A 21475-nucleotide genomic window follows, 5' to 3' on the forward strand; every position below is an offset into this window, starting at 1 on the left:
TTTTCCCTCCTAATTTACATCGCCTTTTTGTCTTTCTCTACACCTACACCAAATACAGCTTCCTCTAGAATTTCGGCAATATCTCTTGCTCGAACTCTTTCTTCCACTTCCTTCGATTTTGTTCCATCCTCTAGCATGGTAAGACAGAATGGACAAGCACTACTAATGATGGTTGGATTCACTTCTAACGCTTGCTCGGTTCGTGCGATATTTACACGTTTCCCAGCTGTTTCTTCCATCCACATCATGCCGCCACCAGCACCACAGCACATGCCGTTTTCCCGGCTACGGTCCATCTCTACGACTTCCACCCCTTTAATGGCTCGAAGGATATCTCTAGGCTGATCATATATATTGTTATAGCGTCCTAGATAACAAGAATCGTGATACGTAATACGTTCGTTCAGTTCATATTGCGGGGAGAGTCTTCCTTGTTTCACCAGTTGATCCAATAGTTCTGTATGGTGAAGCACCTCTACCCCTTCCAGACCAAACTCTGGATATTCATTTTTTAATGTATTAAACGTATGCGGACAAGCGGTTACGATCTTCTTCACGTTATATTTCTGGAACGTCGCAATGTTTTCCATACAAAGCTCCTGGAAAAGCAACTCGTTCCCCATACGGCGAGGAGTGTCCCCGGAGTTCTTCTCTTCATTACCAAGAATGGCAAAGTTCACTTCCGCTTCATTTAGTAATCTCGCAAAAGCTCTAGATACTTTTAAACTACGGTTATCGTAAGAGCCCATTGAGCCAACAAAGTATAAAACATCAAAATCGGGGTTTTCTTTCACAGTAGGAACTGGAATTCCATCAATATCTTCGGTCCATTTCGCGCGATCATTTCGATTGATTCCCCAAGGGTTCCCTTGACGCTCAATGTTTTGCATCGCCCGTTGTCCTTCCTGTGGTACACTACCTTCCATCAAAACAAGGTGTCTACGTAAATCGATGATTTTATCAACATGCTCGTTGCCTACAGGACATTGATCCTCACAGTTTCGGCAAGTCGTACATGCCCAAATTTCTTCTCCGGTCATCACGTCACCGATAAGATTCATATCCTCGGCTTTCTTCTCTCCTGTTGACCAAAGCATTTTTTGGAGGCTGATGGTTGGTTCAATGTTTGTGATGGAATCGCTGCTCCAGTTTGTATCCAATCCACCATCTGGATGTTGGAACGAATGAGAGCCAGATTCAGAGAAAGCATATGCTGGTACCCAAGGTGACTTCGATGTAAGAACGGCTCCTTTTTCCGTTAAGTGATCTCGTAATTTCGCAATTAAATGCATGGGAGAAAGAATTTTTCCTGTGTTGGATGCTGGACATACATTCGTACAACGTCCACACTCAACACAAGCGTAAAAATCAATCATTTGCTTTTGCGTAAAGTCTTCAATCTTTCCGACACCAAAGGATTCAGCTTCTTCATCCTCTAAATCTAATGATGTTAATTTTCCAACTGGTTCGGTTTTTCTAAGTAAAATATTGATCGGTGCGACCATAAGGTGAAAGTGTTTCGATTGTGGTACATAAATGAGAAAAGAAAGTAAAATCAGTAAATGCGCCCACCAGAAGATATAGAAGAAAACGGTAGCTGCTGTCGTTCCCACTCCGGAAAAGGCAGCAGCAATCATAGAAGAAACCGGCGCATACCAGGAAAAGTCCATATCATGAATGATTCGTTCAAAACCTAATGTAAATAAGACGGTAAACATTAAGGAAAAAATTAAGAAAATAACGATACTCGGCTTCCAGCCTCTTTTTAAACGAGCTAACTTCTCCCCGTAGCGACGGTATGCAGCATAGCCTACCGCTAAAAAGATGAGGAAGACGGTAATCTCTTGAATGAGGCCAAATACATGGTACCCAGGAATGGGTAGCCCCTTTGCACCAAGTCCTTTTACAATAATGTCTAACGCTCCAAATTGTAGAATGATAAACCCGTAAAAGATAACCACATGCATGATACCGCTCTTCTTATCCTTTAAGAGCTTTTGCTGCCCCAATACTTGAACAACAGCGGTTTTAAATCGCTCCTTCAACTGTTTTTCCATCGTGACGGGCTGCCCAAGCTTTACGTATAAATAACGATGATAGACAACCTTCGCAAACAGATACAAGCTGTAACCGCTTACAATTAAGAAGGCAAAAAATTGCACCCACTGCCAACCCACAACGACCATTCCTTTCTAGTAAAATTACTGTTCTGCATAAATTTTCAATTCTTACAACCAAGATATGAAACTCTTAATCAAAAAGACTAGTAAAATTCCTCTGATAATCATTGACACTTCCAAGGAATTCGAATATGATTAAGAAAAATGAATGACCATTCATTCATTGGTTGATTAAATTTTAACACTGGGGTGCCATTATGACAAGTAGAAAAAAAGAAAAATATCATTTAATCCTCGAAGGCGCTCTCCAAGTTTTTGCCGAAAACGGGTATCACGCCTCGCAAGTTTCTAAGATTGCAAAGGTTGCAGGGGTCGCGGATGGAACGATTTATTTGTACTTTAAAAATAAAGAAGACATCCTCATTTCCTTATTTCGAGAAAAGCTTGGAGAACTAGTTGGAAAGTTTGAAGCAAGTATTGAGCACATCACGGACGCGGCTGAGGCCATTCAGGAAATATGTAGAATCCACTACACAGAGCTTGAGGCAAATGTTCCACTCGCATACGTGACGCAAATCGAGCTACGGCAAAGCAACTTAGAAATGAGAAAAGCAATCGGGCAAACCGTTAAACCGTACATCAAGTTGCTGGAAGGCGTTATTCGTAAAGGTATGGAAGACGGGACATTCCGAGCAGATTTAGATGTGAAGCTTACGCGCTTACTGCTTTTCGGTGCAATGGATGAAGTAGTGACCACTTGGTTGATTGCAGGACAAAAATATTCGTTATCGGAGCAAGTTGAGAAGACTGTTGAGTTCTTTTTAAAGGGATTAAAAGCATAAGGTGGTTGCATACACGCAATCCCTTTGCTTCTATCATAAAGCTTCTACAATCTGAAAGGAGAAGGATTCATGAACATTTACGTTATTTTAAAGCAGACCTTTGATACAGAAGAGAAAATTGCCATTGAGAATGGTCAAATCACAGAGGACGGGGTTCAATTTGTTATTAACCCGTACGACGAATACGCGGTAGAAGAAGCCATTCAAATTCGCGACGCACAAGATGGAAGCATTTACGTTGTCTCAGTGGGACCTGAAAGAAGTACGGAAGCGTTGAGAACTGCTCTAGCAATGGGTGCAGACGAAGCTGTACTTATCTCAGACGAACGGATTGGTTCTGATGAATACAGTGTGTCGAAGATCCTAGCGTCTTACTTAGGTAGCCAATCTGTTGACCTAGTCTTAGGTGGTTACTTTTCCGTGGATAGCGGTGGTGGCCAAGTAGGCATCCGCTTAGCAGAGCTACTTGATATGCCACACGTTGGGTCCATAACGGAGCTTAACATTGCAGATGGCAAAGCAACAGCAACTCGGGACGCGGAAGGTGATCAGGAAACGGTGGAGGTTACCCTACCGGCGCTATTCACAGCACAACAAGGACTAAATGAACCTCGTTACCCTAGCTTACCTGGAATCATGAAAGCAAAGAAAAAGCCATTTACACAGCTCTCTTTAGATAATCTGGATATTTCCGAAGGGGACCTTGTTGCTAAAACAGAGCGTAAAAATATTTCCCTTCCTCCTGAAAGAGAAGAAGGAAGAATGTTATCCGGAGAAGTGTCTGATCAAGTGAAAGAGCTTGTGGACCAATTAAAAAATAAATCGAAAGTGATATAAGGAGGCCTATTCATGAGTAAAACAATCTTAGTTGTTGCAGAGCAACGTGATGGAAAGCTGCGTCAAGTAACCTATGAGGCTATTCAAGCTGCTAAATTATCTTCTAGTGAAGGGGACCTTATACATCTGGCAGTATTAGGATCCGACCTGGGAGGGTTACAGGATACTCTGTCCTCTCTTGATGTCGAAAAAGTCTTTGTAGTGGATGATACAGACTTAGAAAATTATAATCCGGAAGCCTATTCTAATGCCCTTTCGCAAGTTCTAGATTCAGAAAACCCAGAAGGAATTGTATTTGGTCATACAGCAGTTGGCCGAGACCTGGCACCGGTCATCTCAGCGAAACTTAACGCAGGGCAAATTTCAGATGTGACCGCCATCGATAGCTCTGTGGAAGGCACGTTATACACTCGTCCTATATATGCCGGAAAAGCCTTTGAACAGAAAACATTCCAAAGTGTGCCATGGGTATTGACAGTTCGTCCAAATAATATTGAATCAGATTCAGCGCAGGGTACTCCTGAAGTAGAGCATGTAAGCTATCAGAAACCTTCGTCCATACGCACTGTTATACAGGAAGTCGTCCGCAAAACATCCGGAAAGTTGGATTTAACCGAAGCAAAAGTAGTTGTCGCTGGTGGTCGTGGGGTAAAAAGTGCCGAAGGCTTCAAGCCGTTAGAAGAGTTGGCAGACGTATTAGGTGGAGCCGTCGGTGCTTCCCGTGGAGCGTGTGACGCAGGCTACTGTGACTACTCCTTACAAATTGGTCAAACCGGAAAAGTAGTCACACCAGAGATCTATATTGCCTGCGGTATCAGCGGAGCAATCCAGCACGTGGCTGGGATGAGTCAGTCCAAAATTATTGTAGCTATTAACAAAGATTCCGAAGCTCCAATCTTTAAAATTGCTGATTATGGCATTGTCGGAGATATATTCGAAGTCATTCCACTATTGACAGAAGAATTCCGCAAAGTCGTGGCAACAAATTAAAGAAAATTCGGGTGGTGGCACCACCCAAATTTTCTTGTTTCACGGATGTTTATCCGTAAATATAGACTAAAAAACCATCAGACCTATACACAGAAGAATAAACAGAGCTAATAAACTATATAAAATAACGTTCTGTTTGTTTTTTTCTCGAACAAATTGTCTTAACAAATATATAGATAACCCTAGAAATAGAAAGTTGAAGATAATAGCAGTTACAACTTGATTAAGATAATTATAAATTGAAAGATACGAAATGACATACACTGTTATAAAAATCCATAAAAAAAGGATTTTCATTTTTCTTCATCCCCCTCATCAAAATAAAAGTACTTTTCCTTTTTCATTATAGATAGCTTTCCCTAGCTTAATTCCAGGCTGACAATTCTCTATGGAGACCATTCTCATCATCCCACCCTTAACCGCAACCTTTAGTCTACATCTAATATACTATCAACAAGGACTTATGACATAGACACATTTGAACAAATTTCGCGGATATAAGTCATGATACTTGTAAAATTGACTTTTATTGCAGGATAATGATAATAATTCCTGTTTAAAGGGAGTGGTCTAGAAACAGCTATAATCGGCTGTACAAGTAAAGAGAATTAATAGGAAACAGAAGCTACCTTAAGGTCACTTTTGTATCATCGTTTTTCAATTGGTAACACTAACATATGGATTAACTTGTTAAAGGAGACATACTATGAATTACAAAAATATCACCGTTGCTGGAAGTGGAGTATTAGGGAGTCAAATTGCTTTTCAAACTGCATTTCACGGTTTTAATGTTACCGTCTATGACATTAACGATGAAGCATTAGAAAAAGCAAAAGAACGAATCGAAAAGTTAAAAGGGCGTTATCAAGAGGACTTAAAAGCTACGGAGGAAGAAGTGAACGCAGCTTATGATCGCATGTCGTTTTACTCTGACTTAGCAAAAGCTGTTTCGGAAGCTGATCTCGCCATTGAAGCTATCCCGGAAGTGGTTCAAATTAAAACCGACTTTTATAAAAAGTTAGGTGAGATAGCACCGGAAAAAACCATATTTGCGACCAACTCATCTACCCTATTACCAAGCCAGTTTGCAGAAGCAACGGGGCGCCCAGAAAAATTCCTAGCTTTACACTTCGCCAATGAAATTTGGTTAAATAATACGGCAGAAGTGATGAAGCATCCGGGAACGGATATGAAAGTATTTGATGAAGTAATCGAGTTTGCAAAAGCAATTGGGATGGTTGCCTTACCTTTACATAAAGAACAACCAGGATATATTTTAAATTCCTTGTTGGTTCCTTTATTAGATGCCGCTGAAATGCTCTTAGTAAGAGAAGTTGCAGACGTCGAAACTATAGACAAAACATGGATGATTGCAACAGGCGCACCTAAAGGACCTTTCGCTATATTAGACGTAGTAGGAATCACCACGGCTTATAATATTGTCCATGCAAAAGCGGAAGCGACCGGCAATGAAGAAATGAAAAAGTTAGCGAAATTATTGAAGACAGAGTATATAGATAAAGGAAAGCTAGGAACCGCAACAGGAGAAGGGTTCTATACGTATCCTAACCCTAGTTACATGGATCCTGATTTTCTAAAAAACTAACATAAAAGAAGAAATAAAATCCCTGTTTAAAGACCAAATCATTTCGATTTGGTCTTCCTTTATATTCACCACTGATTTAAGTAAAAGATGAGTGATATAATAGAAGTATGATTAAATCGAAACGGCGGTGATTACTATGTTATCGCAACAGGAAATTCTTGATGAGCTTTCAAAAAACTTAAAAAAATGGAATGCTCAATACGGAGTAAAGAGCATTGCTTTGTTTGGATCATATTCCCGCAACGAACAAGAGGATTCCAGTGATATTGATCTTCTAGTAGAGTTTTATGAGGAAGCTATGACATTTGATAACTATATGGACTTAAAGTTACTCCTTGAAGATTTGTTTCAAAAGTCAGTGGACTTGGTTATATTAGACGATATAAAGCCCGCCCTTAAACCAAGTATAATGAGGAGTGCTAAGTATGCAGAGGGAGCCTAAAGTCTTTTTAGAAGATATCTATAATGCTGCAGTCAAAATTGAAACTTTTACAAAAGGGCAATCCTTTGATGACTTTTTAGATAATGATTTAGTTTCTGATGCGGTAGTAAAAAACATACTAGTTATCGGAGAGGCAACGAAAAATATTCCTGAGCAGATTAGAAAAGAGAATCCACACATTGAATGGAGAAAGATGGCTGGTATGAGAGATATGATGATTCATGGTTATTTCTCTATAAACTATCGTATTGTATGGGATGTTGTCCAAAATAAAATTCCTGAATTAATACAACAAATTAAAGAGCTTTTATAATATTGTTGCTAACCCCGTTTCTATCCATGATAATAGGAGAAATACAAAAACGGGGAGCGAGTGCCATGAGCCACATAGGGGAAGATCACTGGAATGCAAGTCTTTATGACAGGAAACATGCTTTTGTATCTGAATATGGGAACGATCTAGTTACCTTACTAGCACCACAAAAAGGAGAGGCCATCCTTGATGTGGGCTGTGGAACTGGCGATTTAGCAAATACATTGGTAGAGCTAGGTGTGGAAGTAACAGGCATTGATCAGTCCGAAAATATGATTCAGCAAGCCAGTACTAAATATCCACACATTCCTTTCGTAGTAAAAAATGTGTTGAATCTAGAATTCAATAACAAATTCCATGCAATTTTTTCAAATGCTACTCTCCACTGGGTTAAACGGCCACAAGTAGCCTTGAACAAAATGTACAACAGCTTAAAAACAGGCGGAAGATTCGTTGCGGAATTTGGTGGTCAAGGAAATGTAAAACTGATAACGGATGAATTAATCAATCAACTTAATCTTGAAGGGATTTCCTACACAGATGAGCAGTTTCCATGGTACTTCCCAAGTATAGGTGAATACTCTACTTTAATGGAAGAGGCAGGGTTTAGAGTAGTATTTGCTCAACATTTTGATCGACCTACTCCTCTAGAAGGGGAAAATGGATTGAGAAATTGGATGGATATGTTTGCAGGGAATCTGCTTGCAAGCTTAACAGAAGATACCAGAGAACGGATTATTTTTAATGTAGAAAACAAGTTAAAAAAAGATCTATACAAAGATGGTCAATGGATTGCGGATTATAAAAGACTACGCGTTTTTGGGCTTAAAGAAGCAATTTCTTAATGACCTTAAAAGCACGTGAGTTCCTTAGGGAATAAGGGATGTAGCGTAATCTCTAACTCACACGTATAACTGAAAATCACAAATTTATTGTTATCCATTCCGTCTCTTTAGGAAAATCATCCCGAGAAAGCTTCTTGCCAGTTATAAATTGTCTATAAGAGCTTATTGTTCCATCATGAGAAACTACATATATTCTTGTCTCCCCCGTTTGGTAACACCATTCCAGAAACTTTTCTGCAATTTCTTTGAACTCTTGGTCGGATGAAGTATTTATCCCTTTAGTCCAAAATTCCTTTGATAAATCTTCATCAAAGGACATATCAGGGAACTCATCTTTTATTTTTTCTCTTGTTAAAAGCTCATCACAGGGCAAAGTCTTCCATTCCCGTTTTTGAGGAAACATTCTCGGAGATACCAATGGACTTACTATTTTCTGACATGCTACAGCTTCACTCCAAATCAGGGCTGTTTGCAATGTTCTTCTTACAGGACTGACCACTATCACATCTGTTTTAGTCAAAGGAAATTGTTTTCTTAGTGCTTTGGCCTGACTGATCCCTTCTTCAGTCAATGAAGGGTCTGAAATTTGTAAACTTTGAGGTAAATCCAAGGTATGTTCACCCTGACCATGTCTAATTAATACTACCTCCACTCTAACTCACCCTCTCAAAAGCAAACGCTCATTTAAAGAAACGACTTTCCTATTTAACAAATCGCCAGTGTCTTAATATACCATTCTTCAGATTCTATGCGATAAGTATAGTAGTTAACTCTTCTGTCTTAAGCTATGCTTTCTTAACAAACATCAGATTTAGGTTTACTCCTCATACAGAAGACCCGTATTCTCCGAAATCACATCGATAATTTCAATCATCTTATCCCCTTCTACCCTCTTTATATGGAACTTTTTACTCTTGAACAATTGCACCCATTCACTACATAAGAAATTTAATTTTTAACCCATACTGCCTTCGTATAAGCTATCCTCATACCCGCTCTTTCCATATTATTTTGACTTACAGAACCGAATTTTGCTTGACCTACGGCTAAATCACACTGTTCTAATGTAGCTTGATTAAGCCGTTTCTTTATTAAAGAACTTTGAATTCCCTTGTTTCTTAGAGATGGAACAGTTGCTGCTGCAGCAAGAGTAGCTACACCGTCTTTAATGAACAAAACTCCAATACCAGCAGGTTCGTTATCCATACTTGCAAGATAAAAAGTCCAATACTTATTGTTATAAAGTATTTCGTTATTTTGAGCTACTCCACTTTTTAAAAATGCTGGCATTTGGAAACCTTTTGTATAAATTTCAGCAAACATATCAAATTCATCTTCCTTTAACGGACGAATGGATATCCGCGAGTCCATGAACTCCTCGGATAATCCCGATTTCATAGGCTTATAAAGTGTAGTATGAAAATCTAACTGATAGAATCCTAATTGGTTCAAATATGTTAATAAATCTGGAGAAACGTATCCCGGGGACAGATCAAACCGGACAGGTATATCTTTTTGTTTGTAAAATTCAATGATTTTCTCTACATGATTTTCATCTCCTGCTTTTAAACCTTTAATCGTATTAAATGATGGACCTGGAATGTTCTTTACGGAAAACGCTGTTGCATTTCCAAACTTTTGTATTTCTACTCCCATAGGATTTCCTTTTATTTCTTTTATTGCATTCAGTCTAGAAATTAAACAATCCATTTCCGATAGTTCCAATCTATCTGCTAGGTCTCTATTCATAACAAAGGTCATTTTCCCACTTCCTAATTCAGTAATTTTCTTTTTGCTCTTCCCAAGTAATTCGATAAGAAAACAAGATAACCTTTTTCATTTCTTTGCAACACATCTAGAAAACCGTTCTATCCTCTTGGCACTCACAAGCAAAAACTCTTCCACTCTCACATTTTCAATATTTTTACATTCAGTTAACCTCCAGTTAATAGAGTTTCTTTATAATCAAAGCTGTGACTTTCTCACTAGATTAGGAGGCTACATCTTTGAAAATTGTGTTAAAAGATCTTTCCATGAAATTTGATGACGTGGTAGCCGTAGACCAATTAAATGTGACTATACAGGAAGGAGAGCTTGTCTCCCTTTTAGGACCGAGTGGCTGCGGAAAAAGTACCACCCTTTTTATGCTCGCTGGACTGTACAAGCCTACATCAGGAGATTTGTACTTTGGAGAAAAAAGGATAAACGATGTAGAACCAGAGCACCGGGAAATCGGAATGGTATTCCAAAACTACGCCCTTTACCCTCATATGTCGGTACTTAAAAACATCATGTTTCCATTAAAGATGATTAAAGTACCCAAAAAAGAGGCTCAAGAGCGGGCCATTGAAATAGCGAAGCTTGTCCATATCGATCATCTACTTGACCGTAAGCCGGGCCAGCTGTCCGGTGGTCAACAACAACGAGTTGCGATCGCTCGTGCCTTAGTAAAGGAACCGAAACTATTACTCTTAGACGAGCCACTTTCCAACTTAGATGCCAGATTACGATTGGAAATGCGCGAAGAAATACGACGTATTCAACAACAAGTCGGAATTACGACCATTTTCGTTACGCATGATCAGGAGGAAGCGATGAGTATTTCGGACAAGGTCCTTTTAATGAAGAGCGGGCAGCACCAACAATATTCAGCCCCACAAAACATGTATGACAAACCCGTCAATATGTTCGTTGGGACCTTTATGGGAAGCCCCCCGATTAATATGATTCCGGTTCAATATAATCGGGAAGCTAATGCCCTTCAATTGAACGATACGAAGAATACTTTATCCATCCATCAACAAATTGACCCATCTTACCAAGCCGAATTGGTACTCGGTGTTAGACCAGAGGATTTTATGATGCTAGAAGACAACGACTCGCCTGACGCACTACTTGCAAAGGTCCTTGTTGTGGAAAGGATTGGACGAGACACCTTGCTTAACGCCTTGATTGGGGACAAGCAAATCCGAGTGCTTATCGAGCCAGATATCCCTATCCAGCGTGGTGACATTGTAAAACTTGGCGTACGACCACATCGCTATCATTTATTTGATCAAGATACTGGCCACAACGTGCTGCTAAACCAATCCTAAAGGAGGGCCTATCCTTGAACGAAAAAGCAACTTTATCATCAACTTTAAAAGCTCTTCTGTATTTGTTACCCGCTCTAGTTATTCTAGGTGTTTTCAATATTTATCCCATCATTAAATCTTTCTTAATGAGTCTTTATACGGACTATGACTACTTTAACGATATCGTAAACGAATATGGCTTGGATAACTTCGTTTACATCTTCCAGGATCCTGAGTTTTGGTTGTCTATGAAAAACACGATCATTTTTGTCCTTGGAGTTGTTCCAATCTCCATTATTATTTCGCTTGGCATTGCGATTCTATTAAACTCCCAGATCAAATTTAGAGGTTTTTTTCGGACTATCTATTTTATCCCATTTGTTACGTCAGTCGTTGCCATATCGATTGTTTGGCGCTGGATTTTTCACACAGATTACGGGCTACTCAATTATTTTCTTGGACTGTTTGGAGTTTCACCGATTGAATGGTTAACAGATCCTACATGGGCCATGCCTTCCTTAATTATTTTGAGTATTTGGAAAGGACTTGGCTACAATATTGTCATTTTTCTTGCAGGCTTACAAACCATTAACAAGCAATATTATTTAGCTGCACAAATCGATGGCGCTTCATCTTGGAAACGATTTTTACATATAACCGTTCCTTTACTGTCTTCAACTACGTTTTTTATTTCGATCGTTTCTATTATTAATTCTTTTAAAGTCTTCGATGAAGTGTTTGCCTTATTTGATGGAAAACCAGGTCCTGCTTACAGTGCTCAAACCGTTGTTTACTACATTTTCGAGCATTTCTATAACAACTGGGAATTCGGCATTGCGTCCGCAGCAGCTTACGTCTTGTTCCTTGTGATATTCGTCTTTACCCTCATCCAACTCTATATCGGAAAACGGAAAGTTACGTACTAGAAAGGGGGACAAATCATGCCTAAAAAAGCTGCACTTTCCAAAGGATTCATTTATCTTACTCTGACACTCGGGAGTTTGCTCATGCTCCTACCATTCATTTGGATGTTAGGCACCTCCCTCAAATCATCGGGAGAGGTAATGATGATGCCACCTGTTTGGGTTCCATCTGATTGGAAATGGGAGAATTACGCCACAGCCTGGGAGATGGCGCCATTTGCGCGATATACGGTAAATAGCTTCATCGTTACCATTTTGAGCACAATTGGTGAACTACTTACAACAATATTGGCGGCTTACGCTTTTTCAAGAATTTCTTTTTACGGTCGAGACCTCGTTTTCGCCGTCTTACTTGGAACAATGATGGTGCCTGGAGAAGTTTTGCTCATTCCAAACTTTGTCACCTTGTCTAACTTAGGCTGGATTGATCGTTATGAAGCCTTAATCATTCCATGGACAGCTAGCATCTTTTCTATTTTTTTATTGCGACAGTTCTTCCTCGGGATTCCGAAGGAGCTCTCTTATGCTGCCAAAGTAGATGGATGTAATAACTTCCGCTTTCTTTGGACCATCATGGTGCCATTAGCTAAGCCTGCACTGATCACAATTGCACTACTTAAAGCAATTGGGAGCTGGAATGCCTTTTTATGGCCACTCATCGTAACCCAGTCTAAGGAAATGCGTACCCTTCCTGTTGGATTAACCTCCTTCAGTACCGAAGCCGGAACGGTTTATGAGTTGTTGATGGCCGCTTCCACCATGATTATCCTTCCTATGATTGTACTTTACTTGATTTTGCAAAAGTACATTATCGAAGGTGTAGCAAGGTCCGGAATCAAAGGTTAAGCCATATAGAACGTTTTTAGGAGGTGATCCATCGAACAGGTAAGCTTGAGCAACTACGTCGAGATGGTATGTGAATGAAATATAAAATGGATGATGGAGGTTTTACACTCATGAAAAAGATATTTTTGTTTATGCTAATGGCTTTATTAGCTGCTGTTTTAGTGGCTTGTGGAAATGATGACAGCGATTCTGCATCTGCCAAAGAGGAATCTAATTCTAATGCCGAAGGAAATACAACGGAAAACTCAGAAGGGATCAAAACCGTTATTGATTCCCCAATAGAAATTGAGTTTTGGCACGCGATGAGCGGTGGTCATGAAGAAGCTTTAACAAAAATCACAGATGATTTTAATGCATCCCAAGAAAATATTACGGTAAAACTAGTAAATCAAGGTAGCTATGATGATCTTTCTCAAAAGGTCATGGCAGCTGCTAAGGCGAAAAACCTTCCAGTCATGTCTCAAGCTTATGAAGATTGGATTACAGAGTATCTAGATAATGATCTTGTAACAGACCTAACTCCTTATGTAAATGACCCTAAATACGGATGGTCGGAAGAAGAACTAAACGATATTGTTGAAATTTTCCGCAAGTCTAATACTTGGGATGGAAAATTTTATTCCATGCCATTTAACAAGAGTACTCGTATCATGTTTTATAACAAAGACTATTTAGAAGAAGCCGAAGTGGAAGTACCAACGACTTGGGAAGAATTACGCACGGCCTCTGAAAAGCTAACTATGGAGAAGGATGGGAAAAAGGTAATTGGACTAGGTCTTGAAAACTCCGTAACTCTAGAATTTAACCAGTGGGTAGAACAAGCTGGCGGAGAGTACCTAGACGAAGAGACAGGTGAATTCAAGTTGAACTCTCCTGAAGGAAAAGAAGCTCTAGAATTCGTGAACGGTATGATTCAAGATGGTATTGCTCGTACAGCTGGAGAAGACGGATATATGTCCGGTCCATTCACCCGCGGTGATGTAGCTCTTTACATTGGTTCTTCCGCCGGGATCCCATACGTAGCCGATCCGGCAAAAGAAACGGGTATTAACTGGTCTGCCGCTGTTCTTCCAGCAGGAAAAGAAGCCGCTACTCCTTTCGCAGGTACAAACGTAACAGTTTTCAACTCTGCTACAGATGAAGAAAAGCTGGCTGCTTGGGAATTTACAAAATTCCTCATTAATACAGAAAACACAGCATACTGGGCTTCTAAAACAGGTTACCTGCCTGTTCGTTATACTGCACTAGAAAGTGACGAGTGGGTTGCTTATAAGGAAGAAAACCCGGTGTATGGAGTTGGCGAGCAACAGTTTGATGCTGGTTTCTATGATCCTCGCGTCGTAGGTGCTAATGAACTTAAAAATGCCGTAGCAAAAGAGCTTGATAAAGTATTGTTAGGGGAACTTTCCGTTGAAGAGGGTTTAGAAGCAGCACAAGAGGCTGCTGATAACATACTTGGCAATTAAGCGTGGAATGTTAAAGGGGAATCAACCCATGGTTCCTCTTTCTTTCCCGTTATCTAGAAGAACAAAGGAGTTTTTTCATGACAACCATCACCTTTTATGGCGGATTAAGAACTATCGGAGGTACCATTATTTCTGTACAACATAAAGAAAGTCGTGTCATCTTTGACTTCGGGCTCTCGTATAACCCAGCAACCCAAGTTTTAGATGGGCAAATCAGGCAACGCTCCTCTGCCCTTACTAGAGATTATTTACGTTTAGGCCTCCTCCCTCCTATTGATGGAATCTATTCAAAGGATGCTATACCTCAAGATTCTTCCATTCTGTCCGCACAGAATTATGAGGGGAAAACGGCCATCCTAATTTCCCACTTACATTTAGATCATATGGGTGCTATGGGGTTCATCGATTCTTCTATTCCCGTGTTTATGACAGAGGATTCTAACCGCTTATACGGAGCGTTACATACAATCGGGGAAGGGTCCCCAGGAGATCGAGTGTACCAGACTTGTAAAGTTGGAGAACCTATCACCGTTGGGGCTATCACTATCACTCCATTACCAATCGATCACGATATCCCAGGTGCCTGCTCGTTTCATATTGAAACACCAGATGGCTCTCTCTTATATAGTGGGGACGTAAGATTACACGGCGCTCATCCCCATCGTGTCCAATTATTCCTAGATCAAGCAAACGAAAAAGGGTTTGATGTCTTAATCATGGAAGGTACAACTCTTCGAGATGAAAAGGAGCTTCCTAACCATGAGCTTGTTGCGGATCCAACTATACCTGATGATCTGTTAACAGAAGCTTTGCTCCCAAATCAAGTAACAGACATTCTAAGATCTATTTCAGGTATTGGCGTATTTAATATCTATCATCGCAATATCGACCGCATACGAAACATGATTATGGCAGGAAAGGAAGCAAATCGAAAAGTAGTGTTAGAAGTAGAAACAGCGGAAATAGCTTTTAACTGGTTAGAGGAGTCTGATTTTTACATTTATGAATCGGAGAAGCTTCGTGCAGAGTACAACGATTTGCCTGTTTGGAAAAAACATTTGATAGAAAGATATCCTACTATCTCATCAAAAGAAATAAACAAGGATCCTCATGGCTATTTCTTGCAAAACTCTTATCCAAATGCACTAGAGCTCCTTGATATACATGCTACAGATGGAGTGTACATTCATTCAAATGGTGTTCCACTAGGTCCCTTTGACCCTGCTTACGAAAACCTAAATCGCTTATTACAAATCGTTGGTTTAGAAAAAGTACAAATAAATTGCGGAGGGCACGCTTTACCTCAGCACCTGCAATACCTAGTGGATGAGCTTAATCCTGCAACTTTAATTCCGTTGCATAGTTTTTTCCCAGAGCGTTTAATGCCACCAAACGGGATTCAATTATTACCTGAATATGAAAAGGTATATAGGCTTTTAGATGGGAGGCTTACAGAATTGTAAAAGAGGCTGAGTTAAAAGTGTTTTATTTAAGGATACTGCTAAAAGATTGGAGCCAGACGGACAACTGTTCCTCTATTTCTAAAGTGGAAGGTTATAGTTTAATCTCTGCCTCTTTTCTCATTTACAAAATTAACATTTAAAGGTCCTTTTTTTCTTGTTATCTAAATGAACAGACACATAGACCTATTGTTTTCAATATCCAAACGACCTTTCTTTCCCCACTCAGGATTGACTTTTCATATTTAATGGAAAGTCATAGGAATAAATTCCTAATTTTGTATATTTTATAAAAATGAAGCAAAATTTAAACAAATTCAATTTATACTTAATATTAGGGCTTTACTATTTAGTATGAACGACAAAAAAGGAGGAATTGACTAAATGAAGAAATGGACAAGCCTATTGTTAATTTTCACACTAATTTTCAGCAGCTTATTTTCCACCTCACCTTTGCTCGTTTCGGCAGCAGAACAACCAAGCTCTATTACGGTCGCCGAAGCACTTGCAACCCCTCAAAGGACAGAAGTAACAATGACTGGTTATATCGTGGCAGGTTTTAACGGTCAGTATGCGGTGGAAGTTGCCGACTCCACAGAAGCCACCGAATCGATTATCGTCAAGTTAGAATCTGATCAGCGATCTCAGTTTAGCCCCGAAAATAACCCTGATGCTTTACATCAGCAAATCGTTGTTACTGGTACACGAGATGTCTATTCCAACCAAGAATCTATCGAATATGTATCTAGCATTTCCTTTGTCCAAGACACCACCCCAGACGACCCAACGGAAGGAGATACCATAACTATTGCTCAAGCAAGAGAAGTAGCTGCAGGACAAACAGTAACCGTACAGGGTATCATAACAGCCAATGGAAGCAAAACATTTATTCAAGATGATACAGCTGGCATCAATTTATATAGTCCTGCTAGCTCCACTTCCCTTTCTGTTGGTGACCTTGTCAAAGTAACAGGAGAAAGAGAAGACTATAATGGGCTTCAAGAAATCAGCAATTATACCGTTGAAGTTCTTTCCTCCGGTGAATCCATTACACCGCAAACCGTTACCATCGATCAAATCAATGAAGAGGTCGAAGGTGAACTCATCCGATTAGAAAATGTCACGATTGGTCCTATTAATACGAATGAGAATACGTTCTTAGAAGATGGAAATGGAAATTCTATTGCTATCTATCAAATTCCTTCTTTAGCAAACATTTCTACTGGTGATGTTGTGAACGTCACTGCTATCGGTTCTGAATTCAACGGAACTTATCAATTACATGTTGAAAATGCGGAAGATGTTGAATTTGTATCAGAGGGTAGTGATGATAACGGAGATCCTAATACTTATGAAGCTACCGTTACGAGTGTAGTAGATGGAGATACGATTCATTTTGAACCTGCTATTTACGGTAGTGATACGGTTCGTTACGTCAATATTGATACACCGGAAACCTTTCACCTTAGTAGCTATCATAATAACTTGATAAATACAGATCCAGACCATGCGCAAAAATATCATGGAGAGCTTGCGAAGGAGCACCTCAAGAGCTTGCTTCAACCTGGAGATGAAATCACCTTAAAAGTAGGGGAAGAAGTAACCGATGATTACGGCCGTGTATTAGCACAGGTTATTCGCAAAACTGATGGCTTAAACACAAACCTAGAAATGGTCAAACAAGGGTTTGCTTCCACTTACTTTATTTGGCCAGCTGGCGATATGGAGACGTATAGCCAATTCCAAGCTGCTGTCAAACAAGCAAAGGACAACAGCCTCGGCATATGGTCGGAAACGAATACAGATGTGTTAGAGCTACCTTTCGTATTCCGTGCACGCTACGATGGAAGTGGACTTTCCCGCTATGTTGGAAACTCGGAAACAAAGCAATATTACGAACCGGAAAACTGGGCATCGGTACCAGTGGAAAAACGTATCTTCTTTTCGGAAGAAGAAGCGATTGCAAATGGATACACACCTGCATTTGAGCGCAACTCTAAAATTGCTGATGCTCGCTATGCCCCAGTTGGAAATTCGGTAAGCGTGTCTGGTATTGTCACCTACATTAGTGAATCAAACTACTACATTCAAGATGAAACAGCTGGTATTATTGTCCGCTCCTCCCATTTAGATGCAGAGGTTGGCGACTTAGTAACGGCAAATGGAAGCACAAGTGAATATCAAGGCATGCTTCAAGTCGTTACGGAAGATGTTGAGTTAACAAAACAGGATGTTGGCGAACCAAGCCCGAATTACATTCAGGCAACCGACCTTAGAGAAAGCACGGAGGGAACGTTAGTAGCCTTAGAGAATGTTACGGTTGAATCTGTAGATAACAATCACAACTACGCCGCAAAAGATGGATATGGGAACTCTTTTTTGATTGATTCTGACAGTGATTTAGTAGAAACCGGCAAAATTTATGACACAATAATCGGAGTCGTAGACTATAACTCTAATGAATTTAAATTGCTCCCTCGTTCATCTGAGGATATCATTGCGGATATTCCAGTTCGCACAATTGCAGAAGCAAGGGCAGCAGAGCTCGATACAAAGGTTCAGATTGAAGGAATTGTAACAGCCATCAATGGTCAAAACTACTATGTCCAAGATGATACAGCAGGCATTGTCGTTCGAGTGGAAGAACCCGGATTTACAGCGGAAATCGGCGATAAAATCAGAGCAAAAGCACGGACGGAGGAATATTTCGGTTTACTAGAAATGATTCCGACTCTAAATAACGTATCCGTTGTTGAAGCAGGTATAGGTACACCGGAACCTAAACTCATCACATCCTCTGATATGAACGAAGAGTTAGAGGGACAATTAGTCGTTATGAAAAATGTTACAGTAAATGCTGCGGATGATCACGGAAACTATCAGGCTTCGGATGCACAAGGTTCCTTAGTCATTGATAACGATGAAAAGTTTATAAAAACTGGAACGACCTATGAACAAATTATAGGTGTACTCGATTACAATTACGACGAATATAAAATCATGCCTCGTTCTGTGGAGGACGTGACCGTTAAACAGGTAGAGCCTGATCTATCCACCATCGCCGATGCAAGAAATGCCGAACAAAACAGTCGTGTAAAGGTAGAAGGCATTGTGACAGCTGTATTCGATGGGATGGCCTATATCCAGGATGAATCTGCTGGTATTGCATTGTATGGTAGCGAGGTAGCTGCAAACGTAGGAGATAAAGTACAAGTAATCGGAAATACTAAAGAATACTACGGACTATCTGAAATAGTAGATTTTGAAGTTGACGTTTTAGAAGAAGGTGTAGGAACACCTGATGCGAAACGAGTCACATCTACAGATTTAGGAGAATCGCTAGAAGGGCAACTTGTCACCGTGACCATGGTGACCATTGATAGTGAAGCTGGACATGGAGAATATCTTGCATCCGATGAAACTGGAGAGTTTGTCCTTGATAATAACAGTTTTGTAGAAATCGGAAAAACCTATGAATCTATAACTGGAGTCATTACTTATGACTTTGGTGCGTATAAGCTCATTCCTCGGACGGAGGCAGATGTAGTAGCCTACACACCTGCACCGGAACAAATGTTATTAGATACCTTACTATCTGGAGATAAGTCAAAGGCGAAAGAGGTTGCAGCTGGGTTTATTGAGCTTGTCGAAAGCGATACACTCACAAACACAGAGGTATCAGAACTCATTGAAGAAGCTTTACTTGCTCATTCCGCTCAAGACTACCGCACAAAGTTCACCATTAAAAGAGTTTCTCTCCAAGTTGAGATCCTTTTAGCATTGGTAGAACGAGATTTCCGCTTCTCTATGATAGAAAGTATTATTAATTATCAAGCAGAGAAACGGTTTGCGCGAATTATAGAAAGAGATATTTATGAAATCTTGGAAGTTGGACAAAAAGGCTCCTTGGTAGGTTAATTATGCAAAAGTCCCCCACATGAACGTTAAAATGTGGGGGCTTAATTATTTATAGAAAATTTATAAAATGGATGAAAACTCTTTTACTGTTCCGTTCGTAATATGGTCCGCTGGATACAGGTAAACTTCTGGCTTCTTCTCGCATAGATTTACCCATGCCTCAACACAAACAGGATCAAAGTGCTTCCCCTTTTCCTGCTGCAGAAAGCTTATCGCTTTTTCATGAGACCAAGCATTTCTATAGGATCTTTCAGAGGTTAGCGCATCATAAACGTCTGCAACTGCTGTAATTCTCGCTAACAATGGTATGTCTTCTCCTGATAATTGATCTGGGTAACCTGTACCATCCCACTTTTCATGATGGGACCGGATAATAACTAATTCATCCTTCATAAATCCAAGGTCTCTACACATTTCATACCCATTAATTGGATGTTTCTCTATTAAAGCTCTTTCTTGCTTAGAAAGATTACCAGGTTTATTCAGCACATGATCCGGTAGTTTTATTTTCCCGACATCATGGACCAACGCACCTTGCGCTATTGCTCTTAATTGCTCTGGTTTGATACGCATTGCTTCTGCTAACTTTAACGCATACATGGTAACTCTGAATGTATGTCCAGCAGTGTACGTATCCTTTTGTTCTGTTGCAAGCACCAATTTTTTTACACTCGGAGACATATTATTCGTAACTCTTTCAAATGGATCATTCGTATAGAGTGCCTTTATGGAACCAATTAAATTCCCTTTTACTCCATACTGCTTTACAAGTCCAACCAGCATGGCAATGACGGATCCCAACAACAGAAAATGATAGATCCACCAACTTAGCTTCCACAATTCTCCCATAACAATAATCAACTGTGCCCCAATAAACCAACCAGCACTATAGACGATGGCTATTTGTAACGGAAATCTAGAGAAACGATAGGTTTGATAGTATCTCCATATCGTAACGAGATTTAGTGCAATAATAAAAACTGTCAATAACCCATTTAACGGGCGTGCGGTTATTGGAATAATACCTAACAAATGCGGATGGAAAAGTGCTGTCACTTCTATAGTACTTAAAATAACAATCCAGGTTGGAAGTAAGTATGTTTGTTTTTGGGAAAACACTTCTACTATCTTATTATCCGACGGTAAGGAGGACAAATACAACCAAAGTGTTGCTAACAGCATACTTAGCTGTGCTGCTATACCAGGTAAGTGCGTAGCAGGTAGAATAAAATGTGGTGTAGATAATCCGTGTAAGGAAAACATTAACGCCAAGGATACGAATGCGAGCGATAAAAAGCTGATTTTTATGTTCCTTAGTCTTTTTCCCGCTATTCCTACGGCTATGGCAATAATAGTAGACAAGAAAGCGACTATACTTACAATATAAAAATGACCAGTAGGCATCATAAAAACAGGATCTTTAAGTAGGCCGTTTCTTAAGCATTCAAATAAGAGGTAAGGTAAAACAATTGCCAGGAATGGTTTATAGAAACTAGTAGTTTTCATGATATGGCCTCCACAGGATAAGACAAAATGATTAGGTATATTGTACCATGCTATCAACTTCTAGTAATCCCTTTCTTATAGAATTAAACACTAGGTACACCACTTCTTTTCATGCCTATTGAACCTCTCCTTACTCTCACAGTTAGTCTTACACCAATTAACCTCATCAGACTTCCATATATTATCACTATCTGGGATATTTAATTGTAACTTGGCAATGTTAAAAATAGACTACAATTCGCAACCTACGAATCAGTCCGAAACCATATACAAGTCCGTTTAGAAAT

17 protein-coding genes are annotated in these 21475 nt (G+C 39.8%); 13 read left to right on the forward strand and 4 right to left on the reverse strand.

Features of this window, described 5'->3' with window-relative positions; all coding sequences use genetic code 11:
* Positions 1-14: 14 nt before the first annotated feature.
* The gene (locus tag KO561_RS19135) at positions 15-2186 is read right to left on the reverse strand and encodes a heterodisulfide reductase-related iron-sulfur binding cluster (RefSeq protein WP_408004830.1); all 2172 of its coding nucleotides are present in this window, start codon (positions 2184-2186) and stop codon (positions 15-17) included.
* A gap of 191 nt (positions 2187-2377) precedes the next feature.
* Between KO561_RS19135 and KO561_RS19140 the strand changes: the two genes are divergently transcribed.
* From KO561_RS19140 to KO561_RS19170, 7 genes are all read left to right on the forward strand, one after another.
* On the forward strand, positions 2378-2962 hold the full coding sequence (locus KO561_RS19140; RefSeq protein ID WP_231094906.1) for a fatty acid metabolism transcriptional regulator FadR: 585 nt from the start codon (positions 2378-2380) through the stop codon (positions 2960-2962).
* Positions 2963-3031: 69 nt separating this feature from the next.
* Positions 3032-3799 (forward strand): electron transfer flavoprotein subunit beta/FixA family protein, encoded by a 768-nt coding sequence (locus KO561_RS19145; RefSeq protein ID WP_231094907.1) that lies wholly within the window; start codon positions 3032-3034, stop codon positions 3797-3799.
* 12 nt (positions 3800-3811) lie between these two features.
* The gene (locus KO561_RS19150; protein WP_231094908.1) at positions 3812-4789 is read left to right on the forward strand and encodes an electron transfer flavoprotein subunit alpha/FixB family protein; all 978 of its coding nucleotides are present in this window, start codon (positions 3812-3814) and stop codon (positions 4787-4789) included.
* Between the two features lie 706 nt (positions 4790-5495).
* Positions 5496-6395: a 3-hydroxyacyl-CoA dehydrogenase gene (locus KO561_RS19155; RefSeq protein ID WP_231094909.1), complete on the forward strand. Its 900-nt coding sequence runs from the start codon at positions 5496-5498 to the stop codon at positions 6393-6395.
* A 136-nt stretch (positions 6396-6531) separates the two neighbouring features.
* A complete protein-coding gene (locus KO561_RS19160; RefSeq protein WP_231094910.1) occupies positions 6532-6837 on the forward strand; it encodes a nucleotidyltransferase family protein in 306 nt (101 codons plus the stop codon).
* The gene (locus tag KO561_RS19165) at positions 6821-7150 is read left to right on the forward strand and encodes a HepT-like ribonuclease domain-containing protein (RefSeq protein ID WP_231094911.1); all 330 of its coding nucleotides are present in this window, start codon (positions 6821-6823) and stop codon (positions 7148-7150) included. Before KO561_RS19160 ends, KO561_RS19165 begins: the two co-directional genes overlap by 17 nt.
* A gap of 65 nt (positions 7151-7215) precedes the next feature.
* Entirely contained in the window at positions 7216-7995 is a 780-nt protein-coding gene (locus KO561_RS19170) for a class I SAM-dependent methyltransferase (protein WP_231094912.1), read from the forward strand.
* A gap of 76 nt (positions 7996-8071) precedes the next feature.
* On the opposite strand, the gene KO561_RS19175 is transcribed toward KO561_RS19170, so the two are convergent.
* Together KO561_RS19175 and KO561_RS19180 are read right to left on the reverse strand one after the other, a co-directional pair.
* Entirely contained in the window at positions 8072-8647 is a 576-nt protein-coding gene (locus KO561_RS19175) for a histidine phosphatase family protein (RefSeq protein WP_231094913.1), read from the reverse strand.
* 296 nt (positions 8648-8943) lie between these two features.
* Positions 8944-9756, reverse strand: a complete 813-nt coding sequence (locus KO561_RS19180; protein WP_231094914.1) for a GNAT family N-acetyltransferase — start codon at positions 9754-9756, stop codon at positions 8944-8946.
* A 254-nt stretch (positions 9757-10010) separates the two neighbouring features.
* Here KO561_RS19180 and KO561_RS19185 point away from each other — a divergent pair, with 254 nt between their 5' ends.
* From KO561_RS19185 to KO561_RS19210, 6 genes are all read left to right on the forward strand, one after another.
* Positions 10011-11090, forward strand: a complete 1080-nt coding sequence (locus KO561_RS19185; protein ID WP_231097273.1) for an ABC transporter ATP-binding protein — start codon at positions 10011-10013, stop codon at positions 11088-11090.
* 14 nt (positions 11091-11104) lie between these two features.
* Positions 11105-11995 carry a carbohydrate ABC transporter permease gene (locus KO561_RS19190; protein WP_231094915.1) on the forward strand — a complete coding sequence of 297 codons (891 nt, stop codon included), beginning with the start codon at positions 11105-11107 and terminating at the stop codon, positions 11993-11995.
* Positions 11996-12010: 15 nt separating this feature from the next.
* On the forward strand, positions 12011-12838 hold the full coding sequence (locus KO561_RS19195; RefSeq protein ID WP_231094916.1) for a carbohydrate ABC transporter permease: 828 nt from the start codon (positions 12011-12013) through the stop codon (positions 12836-12838).
* Between the two features lie 110 nt (positions 12839-12948).
* The gene (locus tag KO561_RS19200) at positions 12949-14304 is read left to right on the forward strand and encodes an ABC transporter substrate-binding protein (RefSeq protein WP_231094917.1); all 1356 of its coding nucleotides are present in this window, start codon (positions 12949-12951) and stop codon (positions 14302-14304) included.
* Positions 14305-14381: 77 nt separating this feature from the next.
* Complete coding sequence (locus tag KO561_RS19205) at positions 14382-15767, forward strand: MBL fold metallo-hydrolase (RefSeq protein ID WP_231094918.1); 1386 nt, start codon at positions 14382-14384, stop codon at positions 15765-15767.
* 381 nt (positions 15768-16148) lie between these two features.
* Entirely contained in the window at positions 16149-19682 is a 3534-nt protein-coding gene (locus tag KO561_RS19210) for a thermonuclease family protein (RefSeq protein ID WP_231094919.1), read from the forward strand.
* A gap of 60 nt (positions 19683-19742) precedes the next feature.
* On the opposite strand, the gene KO561_RS19215 is transcribed toward KO561_RS19210, so the two are convergent.
* Positions 19743-21188 (reverse strand): HD-GYP domain-containing protein, encoded by a 1446-nt coding sequence (locus KO561_RS19215; RefSeq protein ID WP_231094920.1) that lies wholly within the window; start codon positions 21186-21188, stop codon positions 19743-19745.
* Positions 21189-21475 lie beyond the last annotated feature (287 nt).

It is taken from the genome of Radiobacillus kanasensis (assembly GCF_021049245.1).
GTDB lineage: Bacteria > Bacillota > Bacilli > Bacillales > Amphibacillaceae > Radiobacillus > Radiobacillus kanasensis.

Coding starts and splice junctions, on each gene's coding strand:
- KO561_RS19135 (WP_408004830.1), bottom strand. CDS start 2,186: ATGGTCGTTGTGGGTTGGCAGTGGGTGCAATTTTTTGCCTTCTTAATT.
- KO561_RS19140 (WP_231094906.1), top strand. CDS start 2,378: ATGACAAGTAGAAAAAAAGAAAAATATCATTTAATCCTCGAAGGCGCT.
- KO561_RS19145 (WP_231094907.1), top strand. CDS start 3,032: ATGAACATTTACGTTATTTTAAAGCAGACCTTTGATACAGAAGAGAAA.
- KO561_RS19150 (WP_231094908.1), top strand. CDS start 3,812: ATGAGTAAAACAATCTTAGTTGTTGCAGAGCAACGTGATGGAAAGCTG.
- KO561_RS19155 (WP_231094909.1), top strand. CDS start 5,496: ATGAATTACAAAAATATCACCGTTGCTGGAAGTGGAGTATTAGGGAGT.
- KO561_RS19160 (WP_231094910.1), top strand. CDS start 6,532: ATGTTATCGCAACAGGAAATTCTTGATGAGCTTTCAAAAAACTTAAAA.
- KO561_RS19165 (WP_231094911.1), top strand. CDS start 6,821: ATGCAGAGGGAGCCTAAAGTCTTTTTAGAAGATATCTATAATGCTGCA.
- KO561_RS19170 (WP_231094912.1), top strand. CDS start 7,216: ATGAGCCACATAGGGGAAGATCACTGGAATGCAAGTCTTTATGACAGG.
- KO561_RS19180 (WP_231094914.1), bottom strand. CDS start 9,756: ATGACCTTTGTTATGAATAGAGACCTAGCAGATAGATTGGAACTATCG.
- KO561_RS19195 (WP_231094916.1), top strand. CDS start 12,011: ATGCCTAAAAAAGCTGCACTTTCCAAAGGATTCATTTATCTTACTCTG.
- KO561_RS19200 (WP_231094917.1), top strand. CDS start 12,949: ATGAAAAAGATATTTTTGTTTATGCTAATGGCTTTATTAGCTGCTGTT.
- KO561_RS19205 (WP_231094918.1), top strand. CDS start 14,382: ATGACAACCATCACCTTTTATGGCGGATTAAGAACTATCGGAGGTACC.
- KO561_RS19210 (WP_231094919.1), top strand. CDS start 16,149: ATGAAGAAATGGACAAGCCTATTGTTAATTTTCACACTAATTTTCAGC.
- KO561_RS19215 (WP_231094920.1), bottom strand. CDS start 21,188: ATGAAAACTACTAGTTTCTATAAACCATTCCTGGCAATTGTTTTACCT.